The organism is Caenimonas sp. SL110 (assembly GCF_001044395.1).
Classification (GTDB): Bacteria; Pseudomonadota; Gammaproteobacteria; order Burkholderiales; family Burkholderiaceae_C; genus Ramlibacter.
The window spans coordinates 154,304-175,873 of record NZ_JANU01000004.1 but is presented as its reverse complement, the minus strand read 5'-3'; the positions used below and the strand labels follow the sequence as shown (position 1 = coordinate 175,873).

Annotated in this window: 24 protein-coding genes and 3 tRNA genes; 10 read left to right on the top strand and 17 right to left on the bottom strand. The window is 62.4% G+C overall.

Translation table 11 applies throughout. From position 1 onward, the window contains the following. Positions 1-110 precede the first annotated feature (110 nt). From AQ12_RS03230 to trpE, 10 genes are all read right to left on the bottom strand, one after another. Positions 111-185 (bottom strand) — tRNA-Thr (locus AQ12_RS03230). Between the two features lie 56 nt (positions 186-241). Further along, positions 242-315, bottom strand: a tRNA-Gly gene (locus tag AQ12_RS03225). A gap of 110 nt (positions 316-425) precedes the next feature. Further along, positions 426-511, bottom strand: a tRNA-Tyr gene (locus tag AQ12_RS03220). A 61-nt stretch (positions 512-572) separates the two neighbouring features. After that, positions 573-1,286, bottom strand: a complete 714-nt coding sequence (locus AQ12_RS03215; RefSeq protein ID WP_048438402.1) for a uracil-DNA glycosylase — start codon at positions 1,284-1,286, stop codon at positions 573-575. Positions 1,287-1,289: 3 nt separating this feature from the next. Next, the gene (gene trpC, locus AQ12_RS03210; protein WP_048438401.1) at positions 1,290-2,081 is read right to left on the bottom strand and encodes an indole-3-glycerol phosphate synthase TrpC; all 792 of its coding nucleotides are present in this window, start codon (positions 2,079-2,081) and stop codon (positions 1,290-1,292) included. Positions 2,082-2,089: 8 nt separating this feature from the next. Continuing rightward, on the bottom strand, positions 2,090-3,121 hold the full coding sequence (gene trpD, locus AQ12_RS03205; RefSeq protein ID WP_048438400.1) for an anthranilate phosphoribosyltransferase: 1,032 nt from the start codon (positions 3,119-3,121) through the stop codon (positions 2,090-2,092). Between the two features lie 26 nt (positions 3,122-3,147). Beyond that, complete coding sequence (locus tag AQ12_RS03200; RefSeq protein ID WP_048438399.1) at positions 3,148-3,795, bottom strand: LysE family translocator; 648 nt, start codon at positions 3,793-3,795, stop codon at positions 3,148-3,150. A gap of 2 nt (positions 3,796-3,797) precedes the next feature. Further along, on the bottom strand, positions 3,798-4,841 hold the full coding sequence (gene ltaE, locus AQ12_RS03195) for a low-specificity L-threonine aldolase (RefSeq protein WP_048438398.1): 1,044 nt from the start codon (positions 4,839-4,841) through the stop codon (positions 3,798-3,800). Beyond that, positions 4,838-5,410, bottom strand: a complete 573-nt coding sequence (locus AQ12_RS03190) for an aminodeoxychorismate/anthranilate synthase component II (protein WP_048438397.1) — start codon at positions 5,408-5,410, stop codon at positions 4,838-4,840. Before AQ12_RS03190 ends, ltaE begins: the two co-directional genes overlap by 4 nt. Further along, on the bottom strand, positions 5,407-6,906 hold the full coding sequence (gene trpE, locus AQ12_RS03185) for an anthranilate synthase component I (protein ID WP_048438396.1): 1,500 nt from the start codon (positions 6,904-6,906) through the stop codon (positions 5,407-5,409). The genes AQ12_RS03190 and trpE overlap by 4 nt, the downstream gene beginning before the upstream one ends. Positions 6,907-7,203: 297 nt before the next feature. Between trpE and AQ12_RS03180 the strand changes: the two genes are divergently transcribed. Next, positions 7,204-7,800 carry a chalcone isomerase family protein gene (locus tag AQ12_RS03180; RefSeq protein WP_053076537.1) on the top strand — a complete coding sequence of 199 codons (597 nt, stop codon included), beginning with the start codon at positions 7,204-7,206 and terminating at the stop codon, positions 7,798-7,800. Between the two features lie 173 nt (positions 7,801-7,973). Then, positions 7,974-8,255, top strand: coding sequence for a hypothetical protein (locus AQ12_RS03175; RefSeq protein WP_152682652.1), 282 nt, complete (start codon positions 7,974-7,976; stop codon positions 8,253-8,255). Here AQ12_RS03175 and gph read toward each other — a convergent pair. Next, a complete protein-coding gene (gene gph, locus AQ12_RS03170) occupies positions 8,252-8,932 on the bottom strand; it encodes a phosphoglycolate phosphatase (RefSeq protein ID WP_048438435.1) in 681 nt (226 codons plus the stop codon). The genes AQ12_RS03175 and gph overlap by 4 nt on opposite strands. A 108-nt stretch (positions 8,933-9,040) precedes the next feature. Between gph and thiL the strand changes: the two genes are divergently transcribed. Genes thiL through AQ12_RS03150 form a run of 4 tightly spaced genes read left to right on the top strand, consistent with a single transcriptional unit; the run spans position 9,041 to position 11,529 of the window. Beyond that, positions 9,041-9,994: a thiamine-phosphate kinase gene (gene thiL, locus AQ12_RS03165; protein WP_048438434.1), complete on the top strand. Its 954-nt coding sequence runs from the start codon at positions 9,041-9,043 to the stop codon at positions 9,992-9,994. Positions 9,995-10,034: 40 nt separating this feature from the next. Next, positions 10,035-10,502: a thermonuclease family protein gene (locus AQ12_RS03160; RefSeq protein WP_048438433.1), complete on the top strand. Its 468-nt coding sequence runs from the start codon at positions 10,035-10,037 to the stop codon at positions 10,500-10,502. Next, positions 10,499-11,050, top strand: a complete 552-nt coding sequence (locus tag AQ12_RS03155; protein ID WP_048438394.1) for a phosphatidylglycerophosphatase A — start codon at positions 10,499-10,501, stop codon at positions 11,048-11,050. The genes AQ12_RS03160 and AQ12_RS03155 overlap by 4 nt, the downstream gene beginning before the upstream one ends. Then, on the top strand, positions 11,050-11,529 hold the full coding sequence (locus AQ12_RS03150; RefSeq protein ID WP_048438393.1) for a CinA family protein: 480 nt from the start codon (positions 11,050-11,052) through the stop codon (positions 11,527-11,529). The genes AQ12_RS03155 and AQ12_RS03150 overlap by 1 nt, the downstream gene beginning before the upstream one ends. On the opposite strand, the gene AQ12_RS03145 is transcribed toward AQ12_RS03150, so the two are convergent. Then, a complete protein-coding gene (locus AQ12_RS03145; RefSeq protein ID WP_048438392.1) occupies positions 11,498-12,694 on the bottom strand; it encodes a hypothetical protein in 1,197 nt (398 codons plus the stop codon). The two genes, AQ12_RS03150 and AQ12_RS03145, sit on opposite strands and share 32 nt — an antisense overlap. A 112-nt stretch (positions 12,695-12,806) precedes the next feature. On the opposite strand from AQ12_RS03145, the gene AQ12_RS03140 reads away from it, so the two are divergent. The 4 genes from AQ12_RS03140 to AQ12_RS03125 are packed head-to-tail and all read left to right on the top strand — an operon-like array spanning position 12,807 to position 16,774. Further along, positions 12,807-13,691: a LysR family transcriptional regulator gene (locus AQ12_RS03140; protein WP_048438391.1), complete on the top strand. Its 885-nt coding sequence runs from the start codon at positions 12,807-12,809 to the stop codon at positions 13,689-13,691. 19 nt (positions 13,692-13,710) lie between these two features. Beyond that, positions 13,711-14,205, top strand: coding sequence for a nuclear transport factor 2 family protein (locus AQ12_RS03135; protein ID WP_048438390.1), 495 nt, complete (start codon positions 13,711-13,713; stop codon positions 14,203-14,205). Next, positions 14,202-15,107: an alpha/beta fold hydrolase gene (locus AQ12_RS03130; RefSeq protein WP_048438389.1), complete on the top strand. Its 906-nt coding sequence runs from the start codon at positions 14,202-14,204 to the stop codon at positions 15,105-15,107. Before AQ12_RS03135 ends, AQ12_RS03130 begins: the two co-directional genes overlap by 4 nt. Next, positions 15,104-16,774: an FMN-binding glutamate synthase family protein gene (locus tag AQ12_RS03125; protein WP_048438388.1), complete on the top strand. Its 1,671-nt coding sequence runs from the start codon at positions 15,104-15,106 to the stop codon at positions 16,772-16,774. Before AQ12_RS03130 ends, AQ12_RS03125 begins: the two co-directional genes overlap by 4 nt. Positions 16,775-16,917: 143 nt before the next feature. On the opposite strand, the gene AQ12_RS03120 is transcribed toward AQ12_RS03125, so the two are convergent. From AQ12_RS03120 to lptA, 5 genes are read right to left on the bottom strand one after another with little or no spacing between them, the layout of a single operon-like run. Next, the gene (locus AQ12_RS03120; RefSeq protein WP_048438387.1) at positions 16,918-17,328 is read right to left on the bottom strand and encodes a putative toxin-antitoxin system toxin component, PIN family; all 411 of its coding nucleotides are present in this window, start codon (positions 17,326-17,328) and stop codon (positions 16,918-16,920) included. Beyond that, entirely contained in the window at positions 17,306-18,571 is a 1,266-nt protein-coding gene (locus tag AQ12_RS03115) for a class I SAM-dependent RNA methyltransferase (RefSeq protein WP_048438386.1), read from the bottom strand. Before AQ12_RS03115 ends, AQ12_RS03120 begins: the two co-directional genes overlap by 23 nt. Further along, entirely contained in the window at positions 18,568-20,118 is a 1,551-nt protein-coding gene (locus AQ12_RS03110; protein ID WP_048438385.1) for an RNA polymerase factor sigma-54, read from the bottom strand. The genes AQ12_RS03115 and AQ12_RS03110 overlap by 4 nt, the downstream gene beginning before the upstream one ends. Before the next feature lie 16 nt (positions 20,119-20,134). Continuing rightward, a complete protein-coding gene (lptB, locus tag AQ12_RS03105; protein WP_048438384.1) occupies positions 20,135-20,932 on the bottom strand; it encodes an LPS export ABC transporter ATP-binding protein in 798 nt (265 codons plus the stop codon). Next, the gene (gene lptA, locus AQ12_RS03100) at positions 20,932-21,561 is read right to left on the bottom strand and encodes a lipopolysaccharide transport periplasmic protein LptA (RefSeq protein WP_048438383.1); all 630 of its coding nucleotides are present in this window, start codon (positions 21,559-21,561) and stop codon (positions 20,932-20,934) included. The genes lptB and lptA overlap by 1 nt, the downstream gene beginning before the upstream one ends. Positions 21,562-21,570 lie beyond the last annotated feature (9 nt).

Here is a 21,570-nt window from a genome sequence, read left to right as displayed (position 1 = left end):
TTGCCATGGTCCACGTGTCCAATCGTCCCCACGTTGACGTGCGGCTTGGTCCGCTCAAACTTTTCCTTTGACATTTTTCGACTCCGAAAAAAAACTGATCAACAAACGTCTGGTGCCCTTGGCGGGAATCGGACCCGCGACCTCTCCCTTACCAAGGGAGTGCTCTGCCACTGAGCCACAAGGGCGAAATCTCTGCTCGCCACAAGGGCGAAATCTCTGCGTCGCTACCTGCCGCATCGTGTGGAGCGGGAGACGGGAATCGAACCCGCGTCATTAGCTTGGAAGGCTAGGGTTCTACCATTGAACTACTCCCGCCTTGGGGGTGACTTCCGGCAACCCAAGCAGGCTTTCCGAGCTCTACACAATCAGCAGTAACGCAACAACTTCAACTAACCAAATACATCGCCCGTCCTTGGCTGAAGGACTGGTGGAGGAGGCTGGATTCGAACCAGCGTAGGCGTAAGCCAACAGATTTACAGTCTGCCCCCTTTAGCCACTCGGGCACCCCTCCGGCGAACCTCGAAATATAGCACGATTCATAAGCATCAGCCTGCACCAGCACCTTCATGCGGCTAGAAAATATTGATGTAGCCTCTTGCGCCCAGCCACTCGCGAGCCCGTGCGAAGTGGCCGCTGCCCAGGAACGGGACTGGCGGTCGCCGGGCTGACAGTGGTGACGGGTGATTGGCTTTCAGGATGAGGTGATCGCATCCATTGCGACTAGCAGCGCATTCAATGAGGTCCGCTTTGGCTTGCGCATGAGCGCCCCAAAGCATGTAAACACACGGGGAAGCCCGCGTCGCGACTTGCTCGAGCAACAAATCCGTGAGGACTTCCCACCCCTTCCTCGCATGACTCCCGGGCTCGCCATCCTCAACGGTGAGGCTGGTGTTGAGCAACAACACGCCCTTTTGCGCCCACGCAACGAGCGAACCGTTTGCCTGAGTCGCCGCAACGGAACCTGCTCGGAGTTCCTTGAAGATATTCTGCAGAGACGGCGGGAGTCGCACACCCGGCCGCACAGAGAAAGCGAGCCCTTCGGCCTGCCCGGGCCCATGGTAAGGGTCTTGTCCGATGATGACTGCGCGCACGTTTTCCAACGGGGTCAGGGCCAGTGCGCGAAAGGGCTCCGGTGGATAGATCACGGCGCCTGCCGCGAGACGTTCACGCATGAAGGCGCTCAACCGTATCCCGGCCGTGCTTGCGAGAAAGGAGTCGATTGCGGGGCGCCAGCCCTGCGCCACGGGCCAAACCTCGGGCTGCCAGGCTCGAAGACGGTCTTCCATTCGTTAATGGCCGAACAGGTCAGCCAGAGCGCGACCGGGATCGTCAGCTCGCATGAATGCCTCTCCGACAAGGAACGCATTGACGCCCGCCTCACGCATCTTGTGAACATCCTCCCTGGACAGAATCCCCGACTCCGTGACCAACAAGCGATCGGCGGGCACTTCGCCCATCAGGCCGAGCGTCGTGTCCAGCGTCACCTCGAACGTATGCAAGTTACGGTTGTTAATCCCGACCAGGGGTGTTTTTAGCTTGAGGGCGCGCTCAAGCTCTGGTTTGTCATGAACTTCGACCAGCACCCCCATGTCAAGGCTTCGAGCAATCGCTTCCAGCTCAGCCATCTGCGCATCTTCCAGGCACGCGGCAATCAGCAAGATGCAATCAGCGCCCATCGCGCGCGATTCATAGACCTGATAGGCATCGACCATGAAGTCCTTGCGCAGGACGGGCAGGTCGCAGGAGGCGCGCGCCTGCTTGAGGAAATCAGGTTGTCCCTGGAAAAAATCCCGGTCGGTCAGCACCGAGAGGCAAGCTGCACCGAATTCGGCGTAGCTTTGTGCAATGTCCGCCGGAATGAATTCGGCTCGCAGCACACCCTTGCTCGGACTGGCCTTTTTGATTTCAGCAATCACTGCGGACTTGCCGGCCGCGATCTTGCGACGCAAAGCGCCCTCAAAATCACGCGTCAATACGCGACTTTCTGCATCGGCTCGCATCTGCGCCAGGGGCACCTTGCTTTGGGCGGCGGCGACTTCTTCGCGTTTGACCGCGACAATTTTGTTGAGGATGTCGGACATAAGGGCAATCAGGCCGCAAGCGACTGGGACAATTTCACGAGGGCATCGAGTCTGGCTTTCGCAGCGCCAGAGTCCAGCGCGGCTCTCGCCTTGTCAATACCGTCCTGGATGGAGCCGGCCACGTTGGCGGCGTAGAGCGCGGCACCGCTGTTGAAGATGACAATGTCGCGCGCCGCGCCAGGCTCGTTATTGAGCACGTTGAGCAGCATCTGTCGCGACTGATCAGGCGTTTCAACCTTGAGCGCCCGGTTGCTGGCCATGGGCAGTCCGAAGTCTTCTGGATGGATCTCGTACTCGGTGATCTCGCCATTCTTCAGCTCGCCCACCATGGTCGCGGCTCCCAGGCTGACCTCGTCCATTCCATCTCGGCCGTAGACGACCAGCGCATGTTCGGCGCCCAGACGCTGGAGCGCACGGACCTGGATGCCGACCAGGTCGGGGTGAAACACGCCCATCAGGATGTTGGGAGCGCCTGCCGGATTGGTGAGTGGGCCCAGGATGTTGAAGATGGTGCGCACGCCGAGTTCCTTGCGCACCGGCGCAACGTTCTTCATCGCCGGATGGTGGTTCGGCGCAAACATGAAGCCTATGCCGACTTCGGCGATGCACTTTGCAATCGCCGCAGGCGGCAGGTTGATGTTCAACCCAAGGCTTTCCAGCACATCGGCACTTCCACTCTTGCTCGATACGCTGCGCCCGCCATGCTTGCTCACCTTCGCGCCAGCGGCAGCGGCAACGAACATCGAGCAGGTTGAAATATTGAACGTTTGCGAACCATCGCCACCCGTGCCCACGATGTCGACCAGGTGCGTCTTGTCCGCGACGTCAACCTTGGTCGAAAACTCCCGCATGACCTGCGCGGCTGCGGTGATCTCGCCGATGGTCTCCTTCTTCACACGAAGACCGGTGATGAGCGCCGCCATCATCACAGGCGACAACTCACCGCTCATGATCTGGCGTACGACGCTGAGCATTTCGTCGTGGAAGATCTCGCGGTGCTCGATGGTGCGCTGTAGCGCTTCCTGGGGAGTGATCGGCATAGGTGCCTCCTTGCTGTCTCTGGGTTCTATCGGGTGGGATTGTCGGTCAGCGCCAGCTTCACACCGAAGCCGATGAACATGCAGGCGGCGATTCGATCAAGCCAATGCATCGCGCGCTGAACCGAATTGCTGCGGGCCATGCGGGCCGCGGCCAAAGCCCAGCCGGAATTGACCGGGATCGAGTTGATGTTGAACAGCACACCCAGCAACACGAATGCGACCGCCTTGTTCTCGCTGTCCGGTGCAATGAATTGCGGAACAAAGGCGAGAAAGAAAAGCGCGACCTTGGGGTTGAGTACGTTGGTGAGGAAGCCGCCAGCAAACACCGACCACAGCGTCGCGGGCGAACCCCCAGCATCCGACACCGAAAGGTGGGTGGGCGGATGCGCGTTGGTCAGCAATATCTTCGCCCCCATCCACAACAGGTAAGCCGCACCGATGTACTTGAGCGCCGTGAACGCCATGGCTGAGGTGGCTAGCAGCACCCCCACCCCAAGCGCCGCAGCAAACACGTGAACGAAACATCCGGCCGTGATGCCCAGTCCGGCGACAAGCCCCGCCCTCGCACCCGAACGAAGTGAATTGGTGACGATGTAAAGCACATCAGGCCCGGGGGTCAGGTTGAGCAACCAGCCGGCCACAACGAACAGCGCAAGATGCTGCAGCTCGGGCATGCTCAATCCTGGAGGAACTGGCGGATGGCCGTGACAGCGCGTGCTACACCTTGCGCATCGACATCGAGGTGCGTCACAAAGCGAAGTCGATACAAGCCCATCGCCTGAATGCCTTGCGCCCCAAGATGGTCGATCAAACCCTTCGACTTTTCGCGCGCTTGGCCAACCAGATCAATGAAGAGCATATTGGTTTGCGGCTGCTCGACGATGACACCTTCGATGCCTGCCAGTCCGCGGGCGAGTTGCCCCGCGAGCTCGTGGTCCTCGCGGAGCCTGTCGATGTGATGGTCCAACGCGTACGTCGCGGCTGCGGCAAGAACGCCCGCTTGCCGCATTCCGCCTCCGGCCATCTTGCGAACACGTCGTGCCCGCCCAATGAACTCACGCGATCCGCATAGGGCGGATCCGACCGGAGCCCCCAGGCCCTTGCTGAAGCAAACGGAAACGCTGTCAAAGCATTGAGCGATACGCCGTGCTTCAGCGCGAACATCTCCGCCCGATTTCGCCGCCTGCGCAGTCGCCGCGTTAAACAGCCGCGCGCCATCCAGATGCCGCGTCAATCCCTTGTCCAGAGCCAGTGCCGTTGCTTTTTCGACATAGTCGAATGGCAACAACTTGCCCCCCAGCGTGTTCTCCAGAGCGAGCATGCGCGTGCGGGCAAAGTGCGGGTCGTCGGGCTTGACCGCTGCTTCGATGTCTTCGAGCGCCAGCGTGCCATCGGTTTGGTGATTGATCGGCTGAGGCTGGACGCTGCCAAAGACCGCGCCGCCGCCGGCTTCCCATCGATAACAATGCTGCATTTGCCCGACGATGTATTCGTCGCCGCGCTGGCAATGCGCGAGGATCGCGCACAGATTGCTCTGCGTACCCGTCGGCACGAACAGCGCATCCTCGAAGCCGAGCATCCCGGCAATCTTTTCCTGCAGCGCGTTCACGCTCGGATCGTCACCAAACACATCGTCACCCAAGGGCGCCGCAGCCATTGCCGCGCTCATGCCGGGAGTCGGCCGTGTCACCGTATCGCTGCGCAGATCGATGGCTCTCATGCAGTTTGCTCCAGGAAATTTTTCAGCATCGCATGGCCATGCTCGGTGAGGATAGATTCAGGGTGGAACTGCACGCCCTGGATCGCCAGCTCTTTATGACGCACGCCCATGATTTCGCCGTCATCGGTTCGCGCCGTCACCGCGAGTTCTGGTGGGCAGGACGACGGCTCGATGGCAAGCGAGTGATAGCGATTGACAGTGAACTGCTTTGGAAGCCCGGCGAAGACGCCTTCCTGCGTTGTCGTGATCACGCTCGTCTTGCCGTGCATCAGTTGCTGTGCGCGAACGATCTTGCCGCCAAACGCTGCCCCTATCGACTGATGTCCGAGACACACGCCCAGCACCGGCAACTTGCCCGCGAAATGGCGAATGGCTTCTACCGAAATCCCGGCTTCTGCCGGTGAGCATGGGCCAGGAGAAATCACCAGGAAGTCAGGCTTGCGTTCGGCAACGCCAGCCACGGTGATCTCATCGTTGCGAAACACTTCCACCTGCGCACCGAGTTCGCCAAAGTACTGAACCAGGTTGTAGGTGAAGCTGTCGTAGTTGTCGATCATGAGGACTTTCATTCCAGTCCCTCCTCAACCAGCTCTGATGCGCGCAGCAAGGCGCGCGCCTTGGCCTCGGTTTCCCTCCATTCCATCTCTGGAACCGAGTCGGCCACAACCCCGGCAGCCGCCTGCACATAGAGCATCTGGTCCTTGATGATGCCGGTGCGGATCGCGATCGCGACGTCCATATCGCCCGCATAACTGAGATAGCCGCATGCGCCGCCATAGAGGCCGCGCTTGGTGGGCTCGAGCTGGTCGATGATCTCCATCGCATGTACCTTGGGCGCCCCGGTCAGCGTGCCCGCCGGAAAGGTGGCTTTCAACACATCGATGCTCGTCATGCCATCGTTCAGGATGCCCTCGACATTGCTGACGATATGCATCACGTGGCTGTAACGTTCGACGGCGAATGCCTCGGTCACCTTGACAGTGCCTGTCTTCGCAATGCGGCCGATATCGTTGCGGGCCAGGTCGATCAGCATCACGTGCTCGGCGCGCTCCTTGGGGTCGTTCACCAGTTCCATCTCGACGGCCTTGTCCTCTTGCGGCGACGCAGCGCGGGGCCTCGTTCCCGCAAGCGGACGGATGGTGACCTTCTGGCCCTCGTCCGTCTGCTCCTGGCGAACCAGGATTTCCGGCGAAGCACCGACCACATGAAAGTCGCCGAAGTGGTAGTAGTACATGTACGGGCTGGGATTGAGAGATCGCAGCGCGCGATAAAGCGACAAAGGCGATTCGGTGTAGCGCTTCTTGATTCGCTGCCCGACCTGAACCTGCATGAAGTCACCGCCAGCGATGAGCTCCTTGGCCCTGTCGACGGCACGAAGGTAATCAGCCTTTGCGAACTCGCGCTCGGCCGGAAAACCCTGGGTCTGCCTGATGACCGGCGCGCTCACCGAGTATTTCAGCTGCTCCTTCAACTCACGCAGCCGCTTCTTGCCCGTAGCAAACGCTTCTGGCGCCATCGGATCGGCATAGACGATCAGGTACAGCTTGCCCGACAGGTTGTCGATGACCGCCAGCTCCTCGCATTGCAGCAGGAGGATGTCGGGGCAGCCCAGCGTGTCGGGTGGGCAGGACTTCTCCAGCTTTTTCTCGATATGGCGGACGGTGTCATAGCCGAAGTAGCCCGCAAGGCCGCCGCAAAATCGCGGCAGGCCGGGTCGCAGCGCGACCTTGAAGCGCTTCTGGTAGGCCTCGACGAAGTCGAGCGGGTTGCCCCGCACGGTTTCTACAACGACTCCATCGGTGACGACCTCGGTCGCCGCATCCGCACCGAATCCGCTGGCCCGCAGCAGCGTGCGTGCGGGCAATCCGATGAAGCTGTAACGGCCGAACCGCTCGCCACCGACAACCGACTCCAGCAGGAAACTGTATTTGCCCCCCGCTTTGGCATGCGCAAGCTTCAGGTAAAGCGACAGCGGGGTCTCGAGATCGGCAAAGGCTTCCGCGATGAGCGGTATTCGGTTGTAGCCTTGAGAAGCCAGGCTTTTGAATTCAAGTTCTGTGATCATGGGTTGAGCCTCCACAAGCTCGGCAGCACCGGCGGTACCGCATCAGTCCAATTGTTGTGTCCCGGCAAGGCGGAACGCGAGGGGCACGGGCTGCCCCGTGCAATCAGGAACGCACTACAGAAGGCTTACGCCAGGGCCAGGCTCCCCGGTCGGCGAGACCCGTCACGATAGTGCGGTGGATGAACATGGCGGCAGTGTAGCAAACGCGAGAAAACCCTCTAGCCGGACGTGCCGTGGTACGCAAGAATTCCATTACAGAAAGCGAGAGCACCTCTTTCGCCAACGGAGACAGATCGCATGAAAAAACTGCTCAAGGCTGGCCTTCTTGCAGCCGCCCTCATTTCCACCTCAATGGCACAGGCCCAGTCCCAGACGGTGTCGGGCGTGAAGTACGACGACGCCTCCGATGTGCGAGGCGCCAAGGTCACCCTCAACGGCGCAGGCATTCGCTACAAGGCCATCTTCAAGGTCTACACCGCCGGCCTGTACCTGCCAAGGAAAGCCGGCTCGACCGAAGAAGTGCTGGCCATGCCCGGCGCCAAGCGCATGAACATCACCATGCTGCGCGACATCGACTCCGGCGAACTGGGAAAGCTGTTCTCGCGCGGCATGGAAGACAACATGGACAAGGCCGCGTTTTCCAAGCTCGTGCCCGGCGTCCTGCGCATGAGCCAGCTCTTTTCGGAATGCAAGGCCTTGAAGGCAGGTGAAAGCTTCATGATCGACTGGGTGCCGGGCGTCGGCACCGTGATTTCCATCAACAGCGCAAAGTGCTTCCAGCAAACCGAGCCCTTCAAGGAGCCTGAGTTCTACAACGCGCTGCTGCGAATCTGGCTCGGCCCCAGTCCCGCCGACTGGAAATTGAAAGACGCGCTTCTCGGAAAGCCCGCCTGACGCGACCTTTGCTCAGCACAGACGTACGAATGTCTGGGGTTCAACCTGCAATCGCATCCCTAGAATTTCCCGTAGCCGCCCACAAGACGGCCGCAGGGGATGAGACAGGGAAATTCTCTTATTGAAGAGGACTCCGGCCCACTCGCCCTCGCGCAACAAACGGGGGATAGAGGATGCGAGTTTTGGTTCAGCGGTTTGGATGGTTCGCCCTTGTTGTCGGGCTGGCCCTTGTGTTCGCCGCGATGATGGCGGTCTGGGGCGGCACTGAAACAGCGCCAACAGGTGACGCGGGGCTTGACGCCCGCGGGGCAGAAATCAACCAGCTCACCACATCACTGCCCTGGATGATCTCCTGCGCCGTGCTCGCGGCCGTGTTCATTGCCCTGGCCGCCGCCGGAATCCGCGACACAATCCGCTCGATGATGGACCCGGATGCACCGGATGACATGCACTAGCGACGCGGGCCCAGCCACTGGCCAAGCAACGCCAGCGACTCCAGAAATCCATCGCAATCGACAGCCCTCACGGGTTCGCCGTGGTTGTAGCCGTACGTCACCAGAACCACTGGGCACCCCGCCGCACGCGCAGCCGCCGCGTCATTGCTCGAATCGCCGATCATCAGGGTGCGGGCAGGCCGGGTGCCCAGCGCTTCGCAGGTCTTGACCAGAGGGAGCGGGTCCGGTTTCTTTCGCTCGAAAGCGTCCCCGCCAAACACCACATCGAAATAGGAAGCCAATCCTTTGGCTTCCAGCAACGCAGCGGCGAACGCCTGCGGCTTATTGGTCAGGCACGCCAGACGCAAGCCATGCGCACGCAGGACTTCAAGCCCCGCCACGGCCCCGTCGAACACGGCTGAATGCTGCCCATTGATCGAGAGGTAGTGCTTCTGGTAGGACTGCCATGCGTCTTGATAGAGCGCGTCGCTCGCGCCGACACGAGCGAGCACCGCGCGGATGAGGTTCTCCGAGCCACGACCGATCATGGGTTCGATGACCGACTTCTCCAGGTGCGCAAGGCCCAGGTCCGACAGCATCAGATTGAGCGCCACCCGGAAGTCATCGAGCGTATCGACGAGAGTTCCATCCAGGTCCACGATGGCCGCGTCAACCTCAAGCGATTTGATGTGTCGCATCGATTGCGCCGCAGGTCCCGTTTCGTACCCACCCATTTCATACCCTCCGATTGCCTACATCATGCACGGCAGCGATTTGCACTGCGCAATTGGTGAACAATGGCGCCCATGGGTGAATTTGACCTGATCGATCGTTACTTCAAGCGTCCCGTCCGTCGCAATGCGATGGGCATCGGCGACGACTGCGCATTGCTCGCGCCAGCTGCCGGAATGCAGCTGGCTGTGTCGAGCGACATGTTGGTGGAGGGCCGCCACTTCCTGTCCACTGTTGATCCGGCACGGCTCGGGCACAAGGCGCTGGCAGTCAATCTCAGTGACCTCGCAGCCTGCGGCGCGCGGCCGCTCGCCTTCACGCTGGCACTGTCCATGCAACAAGCCGACGAAGCATGGCTCGAACCCTTTTCGCGCGGCTTGCTGGCGCTGGCTGATGCGCACGAATGCGAACTGGTGGGTGGGGACACCACCAAAGGTCCGCTCAACATCTGCATCACCGTATTCGGTGAGGTGCCCACGGGAATGTCCCTGCTGCGGTCGGGCGCCAGGGCGGGAGACGACATCTATGTGAGCGGCGCAGTCGGTGACGCGCGGCTGGCACTGGAAGTGTTTCGAGGCACGCTGTCCATACCCGGCGAAGCATTCGAGGCAGCGCGCGCGCGAATGGAGCAGCCCACGCCACGCGTCGCACTGGGCCAGGCACTGCGCGGCATCGCCACAGCGGCCATTGACGTCAGCGACGGCTTGCTCGGCGACCTCAGCCATATCCTGCGCCAATCGAGGGTCGGTGCCGTCATCGAAACATCGGCTGCGATGCAGTTGATGGCTGCGGGCGCACATCTGGACGACGATCGACGGCTTGAATACACCCTGGCGGGCGGCGACGACTACGAACTGGTGTTCTGCGCGCCACCGGCCATGCGCGCTGCCGTCGAAGCTGCATCGCGCAGCGCAGCGACTCCTGTCACCCGCATTGGACGTGTCGAACACGAACGCGGTTTGCGCCTGGTCGATGCGCGCGGTGAGCCGATGCTGCGACACTACGCGTCGTTCGACCACTTCGCCTGATTTCCCACCACTCATGCAGGCACTGCGCACCTTTTTTGCCATGGCCGCACTCGCGCTCTCGCCCCTTGCGGCGCAGGCCGAGCGGTTTGCCGCCATCGTGACAACCGTCATTGACGGCGACACCGTCTGGGTACGACCCGAGCGCGGCGGCGCGGCGCGCCCGGTGCGCGTCGTAGGCATAGACGCACCGGAAATCTGCCAGCGATTCGGCGCAACTTCACGCGCCGAGCTCACCGCATTGGTCCATCGTCGCCGCGTGGTCGTGATGAGCAACAAGCGCGACGGCAACGATCGTGTGTTGGCCCGATTGCGACTGGGGCAGCAAGATGTAGGCGAGTGGATGGTTTCCAACGGCTTCGCCTGGTCGTACCGTTTTCGCGGCAATCCCGGGCCTTATGCGCAAGAGGAAAAGCACGCGCGCGCGGCACGTGCCGGGTTGTGGGCGGACAAGGACCCGGTGATGCCGCGCGACTTCCGGGTCCAGAACGGAAGTTGCCGCCCCCGATGAACTCAACGCCCGTGCCTGTGCCAACGCCCCTGAATCCACCCGTGCGCCCGCCCGTGATCCGGCCCAGCGCGCGCTTCATGCTGTCGCATCCGGCGCACTGCATCGCACTGGGCTTCGGCTCGGGCCTTTCGCCAGTCGCACCGGGCACCGCCGGCACGCTATGGGCCTGGCTTGCGTATGTGATGATGCAGCTGTGGCTGACGCCGATGCAGATCGGCGGCGTGATTGCGGTGTCACTCGTTGTCGGCCTGTGGGCCTGCACTGTCACGGCCGAACACATGCGGCTGCTCGACCCGGGCAACATCGTGTGGGACGAAGTCGTCGCTTTCTGGATCATCTTGTGGCTCGTGATGCCTGCCGGCCTGACTGCGCAGTTTGCCGCGTTCGTGCTCTTTCGCATCTTCGATGCGGTGAAGCCGGGGCCGGTGGCGTGGGCCGACGACCTCTTTCACGGATTTGGCTGGAAGGGCGGATTCGGCATCCTGTTCGACGACCTGGTCGCTGCGTTTTGCACCTTGCTCGTGATCGCACTCTGGAGGGTCTGGTGATGGACGTCCAACGGCTCGCTGAGGTCTTGCTCGAACGGGAGTGGATGCTCGCCACCGCTGAAAGCTGCACCGGCGGGATGATCGCCGCTGCGTGCACCGACCTTGCAGGTTCGAGCCGGTGGTTCGAGCGCGGGTTCGTCACTTACTCCAACGAAGCCAAGACCGAATCACTGGGGGTTGATGCAAGCCTGATCGCATCCAACGGTGCCGTCAGCGAAGTGGTGGCGCGCGCCATGGCCTTTGGTGCGGTGCGAAATTCCCGCGCGAAGGTCAGCGTGGCCGTGACCGGCGTTGCAGGCCCGACCGGGGGCAGCAAGGACAAGCCGGTGGGCACAGTCTGGTTCGGTTTCATGATTGACGGCCGCCTCGACAGTGAAACGCGACGGTTCGACGGAGACCGCGCGGCCGTGCGCCGCGCAACAGTCGAACACGCGGTCGAAGGCCTGATCAGCCGCGTGGCGCAGACGCCTTCGAAGTAGCAACGCCTGCGACGAGATGGGCGTCCAGTCCACGGCGTGGTGAGGGCTGCGCGGGTGCGGCATAGCCCAGGCGGGTCCACATCTGCACGGTGAAACGCGGCGCCGGCGCTGCAAGCAATTCGTGAATCTGCCGATAGGTCGCAGCTTGCTCAGGGTACTCCTGCAGCGCCTGTGAAAGCGGGTGCATGACCAGGCCTTGTGCGGTCGCGGCCAGCTGGGCTCGTGCATAGGCACGGCCCGCATTGATCTGCGTGCGCCTGTCGTTACCCTCGGTCACCATCCAGAAAAACGCCGGGGTCGAATCGATCTTCGCGTTGAAATCCTTGAGCTGACCGGTTGTTGCGCTGTCGCCGGGTCCCGGCGCCTTGGTGCGATCAAAAAGCCCCAGTGCGGTGAGTGCACGAATCACAGGCGTGTTGATGGAGAGCCCATCGCGATGCTGCGCGATCTCCTCGGGGCCGACTCGCAGCACCTTGTACGACTCCATGATGGTTCGCGGCGTCACCAGTTCAATGCGCCACGCCTCCTTCGCAATCTCGCGGTGCTGCTGCATCGCGGCAGGCTGCGATGAATCAATGAAGCCCGCACGCACGGCATGACCGGCCAGGCTTTGTGTCATCGCCTGCATGCCATCGGCCGAGGGCAGGCGCGATTCGTAGTGCTCGCGGTTCGTGTGCCGGTGCGCAATCTGCGCGAACAATGGATCGGGGCGTATCGACGGATCAGCCGCGAGACGGATTCGCGCAACAGGCCGCGCGTCAGGCTTGTCATTGGCAAACTCGCCCTGCGGAAACAGCTCGATGGCAGCACGCTGGCCCCTTTGCCGTGCAGCCAGGTCCAGCAACTCAAGGAAGGTCCCCTGGCTCATCATGATCTGGCGAGAGAGCGGATCGGTTTCAGGCAGCAGGCGCGTCAGGTCGCAAAACAAGACGATCTCGCCGGGCGTGCGCAAGTCCACCAGCCACGACTGAAGGTTGTGCGAATGCGGCGCAAGGATGGCGTAGCTGAGAATCCAGCGCCTGACGTCGGTCTCCTGCGGGCTCGGCCCCTGCCACGCCTGCACGGCCTGAGCCGGGAATTGGCTGGACAGGGAGCAGCCGGACAGAGGAAGGGCCGCGGCGATACCCACACCACCCACCACATGAAGAAAGTTGCGTCTTTGCATTGGAACGATCCCGCGTTTGCACCTGTTTCGATAGGCCCAATTGTGGAAAGATAAGGTCTATTCGACAATATGCCATTGACTCATAGCTGCTATTCAAAACTGCATACCTCGCATGAAGCACGAATTCGACTGGCGCCTCATCCGCTCATTTCTGGCCGCGCTGGACAACGGCAGCCTGCTCGGTGCGGCACGCGTGCTGGGAACGACGCAGCCCACCGTCGGACGCCACATTGCCGAGCTGGAAAGCCAGCTCGGCGTTGTGCTGTTCGAGCGCACAGGCCGTGGTCTGCTGGCGACCGACATGGCTCATTGGCTGGAAACGTCCGCCCGTGCGATGGAAGGCAGCGCGATGCAGATCGCGCGCAGTGTCTCTGGCGCACAGGAAGCGATCACAGGCAGCGTGCGAATCAGCGCGAGCCAGACGATCGCGTGCTTCGTGATGCCAGGTGTCCTGGCCCAGATGCGAAGCGCCCTTCCCGAAGTACAGGTCGATCTCGTCTCCAGCAACGCAGTGAGCAACCTTCTTCGGCGTGAAGCCGACATTGCCCTGCGCATGGTGCAGCCCGACCAGGCCAGCCTCGTGACCCGCCGCATTGCAAAAGTCACACTGGGTGCCTATGCGCATCGGGACTATCTGCGCCGGCGCGGCATACCCAGGCAAATCACAGACCTCGCTTCGCACGAACTCGTCGGCAACGACCGCGACGAGGCGATTCTCAAGGGCTTCGCGCAGTTCGGCGTTCCCGTCACGCGCGAGGCCTTCGCCTTTCGCACCGACGATCTCGTTGCGTACTGGGAAGCGGTGCGCGCCGGCTTGGGCATCGGCTTCGTGGCGGACTACCTGGCGCGCATGGATAGCGACCTCGTTCCTGTCTTGCCGATGTTGAAGGTTCCACCCCTTCCGATATGGTTGACGGTGCATCGCGAAATTCGCACGAGCCCGCGCATCCGCGCGGTGTACGATTTCCTCGCGGGTGCGGTACCCAGGGCGCTCTGACGAACAACGAGGACATTTCATGCACCCCAACCAGCAGACCATCGAGACCTTCTACGGCGCCTTTGCACGACTCGATGCGAAGACGATGGCCGGCTGCTACGCCGATGACGTCACCTTTGACGATGAGGTGTTCTCGCTCAAGGGCAAACGCGAAGTCGCAGCCATGTGGCGAATGTTGTGCGAAGCCACGCAGGCCAGGGGTGCCGATGTATGGAAGCTCAGCTTTCGCGATGTGAAGGCCGATGCCGACACAGGCAGCGCCCACTGGGACGCGCACTACCGGTTCAGCGCCACGGGCCGCATCGTTGACAACGCGATCGACGCGAAGTTCAGGTTCAATCCGGCGGGGCTGATCGTTCGCCATGAAGACAGCTTCGACTTCTGGAAGTGGTCGCGGCAGGCGCTGGGCGCGCCTGGTGTGCTGCTCGGATGGACGCCGGTGATTCGCGGCAAGGTGCGCGCACAAGCCGCCGGCAATCTGCAAAAATTTCTCGCGAGGAATCCGACCGAATGAACACCGATCAAAAATGGTTCGATGGTTTCGACAAGGCGAGCTTCGCCGTCAACGGCACCGAGATCTTCGCGCGCTTCGGCGGCGCCAAAGGCAAGCCGGCGCTGCTCCTGCTGCATGGCTTTCCGCAGACGCATGCCATCTGGCATCGCATCGCGCAGCAACTCAAGGACGACTACTTCCTCGTCATGCCGGACCTGCGAGGCTACGGCGACTCGGCCAAGGCACCCGGCGAACAGGATCATTCCAACTACAGCAAGCGCACGATGGCGCGCGACATGGTGGAGCTGATGGCCCTGCTGGAAGAAAAAGAGTTCTTCCTCTGCGGGCACGACCGGGGCGGGCGTGTCGCCCATCGCCTGGCCGTCGATCATCCGGCGGCAGTGAAAAAGCTGTGCGTGATCGACATCGCGCCTACGCTGGACATGTATGCAGCAACCGACATGACCTTTGCGCGCTACTACTACCACTGGTTCCACCTCATCCAGCCGTCGCCGCTTCCTGAAACGATGATTGGGGCCAACGCGCGGATGTACCTGCATGCCAAGCTAGGCGGCTGGGGCGCGGGCGGGCTCAACTACATCGAGCCGCAAGCGCTGGCTGAATACGAGCGATGCTTTTGCCGCGCAGAGGCTATCCATGCGGCATGCGAAGACTATCGCGCGAGCGCGGGCATAGACCTCGATCACGACCGCGCGAGTCGCGAGCACGGCGACAAGATCCAGTGCGACATGCTTGCGCTGTGGGGCCAGCGCGGCCTGATCGAAAAACTGTTCAAGCCGATTGCACTGTGGCAGGCGCAATGCGCCGGAACAGTCACCGGCCAGAGCATGCCTGCAGGTCATTTCATTCCAGAGGAACTGCACGCCGAGACAGCGCAGGCGCTGCGCGGCTTCATGCGATGAAGGCGGCATGGTTCTCGCGCCACTACGGCGTGCGCTACAACACGCTGGCGGCATGCGTCGTCGGCCTGGTTGTCTCGCTGGCGTGGCTCACCCACTCGCCGTATCGTGCGGCGCTCGGTGTACTCATCTTTGGCGCGCTTGTCGTCATCGGAATCCGCGATCTGCGGCAGACGCGCCATGCGGTGCTGCGCAACTACCCTGTCATCGGACACATGCGGTTTCTCTTCGAGTACATCCGCCCGGAGATGCGGCAGTACTTCATCGAAAGCGACGCCGAGGCAGCGCCGTTTTCTCGCGCGCAGCGCTCACTCGTGTACCAGCGCGCCAAGGGCGAGCCAGACAACCGCCCCTTCGGCACGCAGCTCGATGTGACGCGGCAGGGCTACGAGTGGATCAATCATTCGATGTTTCCCACCGTCGTGGCCTCGTCCGATTTCCGGGTGACCATCGGGCCGCAGACCGCACAGCCCTATGAGTCGAGCGTCTTCAACATCTCGGCGATGAGTTTCGGCTCGCTGTCTGCCAACGCGATCATGGCCCTCAACAAGGGCGCGAAGCTCGGAGGTTTCGCACACGACACCGGCGAAGGATCGATCTCCAGTTATCACCGCACCCATGGCGGCGACCTGATCTGGGAGATCGGCTCGGGCTACTTCGGCTGCCGCGATGACGACGGCCATTTTTCCGAAGAGCGGTTCGTTGCCAACGCCACGCAACCGCAGGTGAAGATGATCGAACTCAAGCTGAGCCAGGGCGCCAAGCCCGGGCACGGCGGCATCCTGCCTGCGGCGAAGGTCACGAAAGAAATTGCCCTTGCACGCGGCGTACCTGAAGGCGTCGACTGCATTTCGCCGTCGTCGCATGGTGCTTTCTCGACGCCGCTGGAGATGATGGCCTTCATCGCACGGCTGCGCGAGCTGTCGGGTGGCAAGCCAGTGGGTTTCAAGCTGTGCATCGGCCATCCGTGGGAATGGTTCGGCATCGTGAAGGCGATGCTACAGACAGGTATCACGCCGGACTTCATCGTGGTCGATGGCGCGGAAGGCGGCACGGGTGCGGCGCCGGTCGAGTTCAGCGACCACGTCGGTGCGCCGTTGCAGGAGGGCCTGCTGCTGGTCCACAACACGCTGGTGGGTGCCGGCCTGCGCGAGCGCATCAGCGTGGGGTGCGCGGGCAAGGTCATCACTGCATTCGATATCGCCAGGATGATGGCGCTAGGCGCTGACTGGTGCAACGCAGGGCGCGGCTTCATGATGGCGCTGGGCTGCATCCAGGCCCAGACCTGCCACACCGGCAACTGCCCCACCGGCGTCGCCACGCAGGATCCGCTGCGCGAGCGCGCGCTGGTGGTGCCGGACAAGGCACAGCGCGTCTTCAATTTCCACCGCTCGACGCTGCATGCGTTGAAGGAGCTGGTGCAGGCCTCAGGCCTGAAGCACCCGCGCGAAATATCGGCGCATCACATCGTACGGCGCATCACCGACACTGAAGTCAGGCTGCTCGCCAACCTGATCATGTCGGTGGAGCCCGGCGCACTGCTGTCCGGCGACCTCAGCGAGCAACACAATGTGTTCAAGCTCTACTGGCCGATGGCGCAGGCCGAAGGGTTTGGCGCCCGCACGGTGCGCGAGACGTCGAGCAACGCAGGGTTCACCTCAGCATCTTGAGCGCAGTGCTCCAGGCAACGAGGGTCATTGCGGACTTGATCCGCAATCCATGTCTTCAACGGCCGCTGCCGCTTCGCGGTGGATGCCGGATCAGGTCCGGCATGACAGCCAGGAAACCGTGCGCTGTCGCAACCCATGCACTTTCAGGTCAACGCCCTCATCACTTCAACGTCGAGCGATGCCAATCGTTTCTTCATGGTCAGCACTGCCTTGTCCTTGCTCAGCAGCAGGCACTGATGCTGCACGGCGAGGTCGATGAACATCTGGTCATCGGCGTCCTTGCAGATGAACCGAGCCTTGCCTGGCGTTTGCGCGATCTGCGCATGGCGATCGAAAGCAGCCAGCACGTCCTGCGCGGTCTTTCCATAAAACGCCATGCGCGAGACGATGTGCGGGTAGGCCAGCACCCGCTCGAGTTCACCACGCATCCGCTCGGTGGCGATCCAGCGCAGGGCGCCTTGCTCGAGCTGCTCTCTCAGTGGCCTGGCCGCTTCATCAGAAAAGATGAAGAGGTCCAGCACGATGTTGGTATCAAGAACCGTCGTTCTTATCATTCACACCAGCGCTCTTCTCACCTGCACTTTTGTCACCCGCACTTTTGTCACGCGCCGAACCCCGGACCATATCGAAGCGGAACAGCCTGCATTCGATAGGTCCGTTCCACATCGGCACGCGGCGCGATTCCTTCAGCCTCATGCGCGACGGCAGCTTGAGGTCCGGCGTCAGCACCCAGGCGGTCCAGCCGGGGTAATTTTTCTTCCAGTGCGATGCGAGCTGGTTGAAGAAGTCACCGCCGTCTTCGGTTTCCGCGCGCTCACGGCCGCCTTGGCTCTTGCCCGCGACACCGGCTGTCTCGATGCGCTCGCCGTACGGTGGGTTCACCAGCATCACCCCCGGTGTTTCCGAAGGCGGCATCCGCTGCAAAGCATCGCCGCCACGCAGGTTCACCGCATCGGCCACGCCCGCACGCTCGGCATTGCGCTGCGCAAAGTCGACCATCCGAAATGCCACGTCGCTGCCAAAGATCGGCGCGGTGGGTTCCCGCTTTTGCGCCTTGCCGGTCTCCCAGATCGCCTTCCACACATGCTCCTGATAGGGCACGAGCCGCTCGAAGCCAAAGCGCCGGAACTGGCCCGGCGGAATGTTGCAGGCAACCTGCGCCGCTTCGATGACGATGGTGCCGCTGCCGCAACACGGGTCGTACAGCGGCACCGTGCCGTCCCAGCCGCTGGCCGCGATCATGGCCGCTGCCAGCGTTTCCTTCAAAGGCGCTTCGCCCTTGTCTTCACGCCATCCGCGCTTGAAAAGCGGCTCGCCTGAGGTATCGATGTAGAGCGTCGCCATGTCGCTGGTCAGATGAGCAAAGACGCGCACATGCGGCCACTGCGTCTCGACGCTGGGCCGCTCGCCGGTCTTGTTGCGAAAGCGATCGACGATGCCGTCCTTCACTTTCAGGCCTGCGAAGTTCAGGCTCTTGAGCGGACTGTGCTGCGCAGTGACCTCGACCTTGAAGGTTTCACGGTTGGTGAACCACGCTTCCCAAGTCACCGCGCTCGCGGCTTCGTAGAGGTCGTTTTCGCTTCGATACGGCGTGTGCGACAACTGCACCAGCACGCGCTGCGCCAGACGGCTGTGCAGGTTCAGGCGCAATGCCTCGCGCCACGACGCATTGAGCACGACACCGCCGCGACCGGTGAGCAGGTCATCGCCGGCCAGGCCGGTGATGCGGTGCACCTCGTCGGCGAGCAAGCCCTCGACGCCGGCGGCGCAGGGCAAAAAGAGCTGTAGGGAGTTCAAAGCGCCTTTCTAAGGTTCGCAGGCGCGATTCTCAGCGCTTCACGGTATTTGGCAACTGTGCGCCGCGCGCATTCGATGCCCTGCTCCTTGAGCATGTCGGAAATCTGGCTGTCCGAGAGCGGCTTCTTCAGGTTCTCGGAAGCGACGAATTGCTTGATGAGGGCACGTACGGCGGTGCTCGATGCGTTGCCGCCAGTCTCGGTGCCCAACGCGGAGCCGAAGAAATACTTGAGCTCGAAGGTGCCGTAGGGCGTGGACATGTATTTGGCCGTGGTGACGCGGCTGATGGTCGACTCGTGCAGGCCCAGCTCATCGGCAATCTCGCGCAGCACAAGGGGGCGCATGGCAAGCTCACCATGCACGAAAAAGTTCTTCTGCCGCTCGACGATGGCGCTGGACACGCGCAGGATGGTGTCGAAGCGCTGCTGGATGTTCTTGATGAACCAGCGAGCCTCCTGCAATCGCTGCTGCAGCGCCTGGTGCCCCTCGCCCTTGTGCGACTTGAGCGCGCCCGCATACACATCGTGCACGCGAAGGCGCGGCATCACATCCGGGTTGAGCCGGACCTGAAAACGCGACTGCGCGCCACGGCCGACCTTGGCGACCAGCACATCGGGCACGACGATGTTGCGCTCGACGTCCACGAAGCGCCGTCCCGGCTTGGGCTCCAGCCGACCGATCAGGGTAATGGCCGCGCGAATGTTGGCATCGCTATCCCCGCACAACTGCGACAGCCGCTTGATGTCGCGCCTGGCGAGCAACTCCATGGGCTGCGCGCAAATGCGCATCGCGGTCATGCAGACCGGATGCGGTCCTTCGGCTGCATGTTTGGCCTTGAGCTGCAACATCAGGCATTCGGCCAGCGTTCGCGCGCCTACACCCACGGGCTCCAGGTGATGCAGCAGGCCCAGCGCCACCGTGAACCGGTGGACCAGTTCTTCCTGCTGCTCCAGGTCATCGGGCGCGAGGCTGGCGGCCAGCGATGTCAGTGATTCGTCCAGGTAACCGTCGTCGTTGAGCGACTCGATCAGGAACCGGAGCGCGAAACCATCGATCTCGGACAGGCGCAGCGACAACGCCTGCCGATGGAGGAACGACTGCAGCGATTCATGGCCGCGCGCGAGTTCCGTCGCGTCCATCTCGTCGTCGCCGCCCAGGTTGTTCTTGCGAGGCGCGGCGTCTCCGCCCCACTCGCCGTCATCCGGGATCACCTCGGTGCTGCCGTCACCTTCCCAGCTCGGCTCCGCGTCAGGCGCGGCTGCGGGTTCGGCTTCGGTGGTTGACGATGTAGTCGTGGACGTCGGCGCGTAGTCCGCGAATTCGGTCTCGCGGTCGTCTTCGGGTGCTGCCGTGTCCGCCTGGGCCAGCCCGAATTCCTCGCGCGGCGCATCGTCTTGCGAAACTTCCAGGAACGGGTTCTCGTCGAGCATCTGCTCGACCTCCTGGCTCAGTTCGAGCGTGGACAACTGCAACAGCCGGATCGACTGCTGCAGCTGTGGCGTCAGCGCGAGATGCTGCGAGACGCGAAGTGAAAGCCCCTGCTTCATGCCGGCCAGGACGCAATCACATGCGGAAGTGTTCGCCGAGGTAAACGCGACGCACGTCGGCGTTGTTCACGATCTCGGAAGGGGTGCCCTGCGCCAGCACACTGCCATCACTGATGATGTAGGCGTGGTCGCAGATGCCCAGTGTCTCGCGCACGTTGTGGTCGGTGATGAGCACGCCGATGCCGCGCGATTTCAAAAAGCCGATGATCCGCTGAATCTCGATCACCGCGATCGGGTCGATGCCGGCAAACGGCTCATCCAGCAAGATGAAGCGCGGCTGGGTCGCCAGTGCACGCGCGATTTCGACGCGGCGGCGCTCACCACCCGAAAGGGCCAGCGCCGGTGAATCGCGCAGGTGGTCCACACGCAGGTCCTGCAAGAGCGAAGTGAGCCGCTTGTCGATCTCGGCTTTTTTAAGGGGCTTGCCTTGCGCATCGAGCTGCAGTTCCAGCACGGCCCGCACGTTCTCCTGCACATTGAGCTTGCGAAAGATGGACGCTTCCTGCGGCAGGTAAGACAGGCCCAGGCGCGAGCGCCGGTGGATCGGCATGTGTTCGACCGACTCGCCGTCAATCGAGATCTCGCCGGCATCGGCGCGCACCAGTCCCACGATCATGTAGAACGAAGTCGTCTTGCCCGCGCCGTTGGGGCCGAGCAGGCCCACCACTTCGCCCTTTTCGACATTGAGCGACACGTCCTTGACGACCTTGCGGCTGCCATAGGTCTTTTGCAGGTTGCGGGCCTGCAGCCGACTGACGGGCGCAGGAGCGCCAGTGCCGGGCGCGGCAGTGCGCCCTGCCGCTGACGCGTCCATCACTTCTTGCCCCCGTCGAGCGTGGTCGTGGGCCGCAGGGTGATCGGTGCGGCGGCGGGGCCTGCTGCAGGTGCGGGCGCGGAGGCGTTGGCGCGCGGTGCGAGCACGGCGCGAACGCGGCCAGTGCCCAGTGCCCCACCGGCTGTACCGGCGGGTCCGCCATCGACCGTGAATACGTCGGTGGTGTTGTCGTAGGTGATCAGGCTGCCAACGGTTTCGTCGTTGAGTGTCGCGCCGCGATAGCGACGCATCTCGGCGCGCTTGATGAACTTGACCCGGTCGGCCTTGCCGTCGTATTCGATGGTCTCGCCTTCGCCTTCGATGTACTCATCCACGCCCTCGCGCTTTTGCCGGAAGAAGGCCAGCTTGCCCGGCTCGGCTGTCACCACGCCAAACTGGTAGCCCTCTGCGTCCTGCTGGACGTCGACGCGCGCGCCGCGAATGATGATCGTCCCCTTGGTCAGGACCACCTTGCCAGTGAAGACGCTGGTCTGCTTGAGGTCGTCATAACGCAGGGCGTCGGCCTCCACGTTCATGGGCTTGGTCCGGTCGGCCTTTTCGGCACTGACCGGATTGGCAGCGATCAGGCAGGTGACGGCCAGCAGCGTGAGGATGGGTTGTTTGGTCATAGGAGGCAT

Excerpts from the sequence above, each read along its gene's own strand:
- AQ12_RS03175 (WP_152682652.1), top strand. The coding sequence starts at position 7,974 with ATGCGAGTTTTGGTTCAGCGGTTTGGATGGTTCGCCCTTGTTGTCGGG.
- AQ12_RS03110 (WP_048438385.1), bottom strand. The coding sequence starts at position 20,118 with ATGAAGCAGGGGCTTTCACTTCGCGTCTCGCAGCATCTCGCGCTGACG.
- AQ12_RS03130 (WP_048438389.1), top strand. The coding sequence starts at position 14,202 with ATGAACACCGATCAAAAATGGTTCGATGGTTTCGACAAGGCGAGCTTC.
- ltaE (WP_048438398.1), bottom strand. The coding sequence starts at position 4,841 with ATGAGAGCCATCGATCTGCGCAGCGATACGGTGACACGGCCGACTCCC.
- AQ12_RS03140 (WP_048438391.1), top strand. The coding sequence starts at position 12,807 with ATGAAGCACGAATTCGACTGGCGCCTCATCCGCTCATTTCTGGCCGCG.
- AQ12_RS03125 (WP_048438388.1), top strand. The coding sequence starts at position 15,104 with ATGAAGGCGGCATGGTTCTCGCGCCACTACGGCGTGCGCTACAACACG.
- AQ12_RS03160 (WP_048438433.1), top strand. The coding sequence starts at position 10,035 with ATGGCCGCACTCGCGCTCTCGCCCCTTGCGGCGCAGGCCGAGCGGTTT.
- AQ12_RS03190 (WP_048438397.1), bottom strand. The coding sequence starts at position 5,410 with ATGAAAGTCCTCATGATCGACAACTACGACAGCTTCACCTACAACCTG.
- AQ12_RS03135 (WP_048438390.1), top strand. The coding sequence starts at position 13,711 with ATGCACCCCAACCAGCAGACCATCGAGACCTTCTACGGCGCCTTTGCA.
- AQ12_RS03200 (WP_048438399.1), bottom strand. The coding sequence starts at position 3,795 with ATGCCCGAGCTGCAGCATCTTGCGCTGTTCGTTGTGGCCGGCTGGTTG.
- gph (WP_048438435.1), bottom strand. The coding sequence starts at position 8,932 with ATGCGACACATCAAATCGCTTGAGGTTGACGCGGCCATCGTGGACCTG.
- AQ12_RS03155 (WP_048438394.1), top strand. The coding sequence starts at position 10,499 with ATGAACTCAACGCCCGTGCCTGTGCCAACGCCCCTGAATCCACCCGTG.
- AQ12_RS03180 (WP_053076537.1), top strand. The coding sequence starts at position 7,204 with ATGAAAAAACTGCTCAAGGCTGGCCTTCTTGCAGCCGCCCTCATTTCC.
- lptA (WP_048438383.1), bottom strand. The coding sequence starts at position 21,561 with ATGACCAAACAACCCATCCTCACGCTGCTGGCCGTCACCTGCCTGATC.
- thiL (WP_048438434.1), top strand. The coding sequence starts at position 9,041 with ATGGGTGAATTTGACCTGATCGATCGTTACTTCAAGCGTCCCGTCCGT.
- lptB (WP_048438384.1), bottom strand. The coding sequence starts at position 20,932 with ATGGACGCGTCAGCGGCAGGGCGCACTGCCGCGCCCGGCACTGGCGCT.
- trpD (WP_048438400.1), bottom strand. The coding sequence starts at position 3,121 with ATGCCGATCACTCCCCAGGAAGCGCTACAGCGCACCATCGAGCACCGC.
- trpE (WP_048438396.1), bottom strand. The coding sequence starts at position 6,906 with ATGATCACAGAACTTGAATTCAAAAGCCTGGCTTCTCAAGGCTACAAC.
- AQ12_RS03215 (WP_048438402.1), bottom strand. The coding sequence starts at position 1,286 with ATGGAAGACCGTCTTCGAGCCTGGCAGCCCGAGGTTTGGCCCGTGGCG.
- AQ12_RS03120 (WP_048438387.1), bottom strand. The coding sequence starts at position 17,328 with ATGATAAGAACGACGGTTCTTGATACCAACATCGTGCTGGACCTCTTC.
- AQ12_RS03150 (WP_048438393.1), top strand. The coding sequence starts at position 11,050 with ATGGACGTCCAACGGCTCGCTGAGGTCTTGCTCGAACGGGAGTGGATG.
- AQ12_RS03145 (WP_048438392.1), bottom strand. The coding sequence starts at position 12,694 with ATGCAAAGACGCAACTTTCTTCATGTGGTGGGTGGTGTGGGTATCGCC.
- trpC (WP_048438401.1), bottom strand. The coding sequence starts at position 2,081 with ATGTCCGACATCCTCAACAAAATTGTCGCGGTCAAACGCGAAGAAGTC.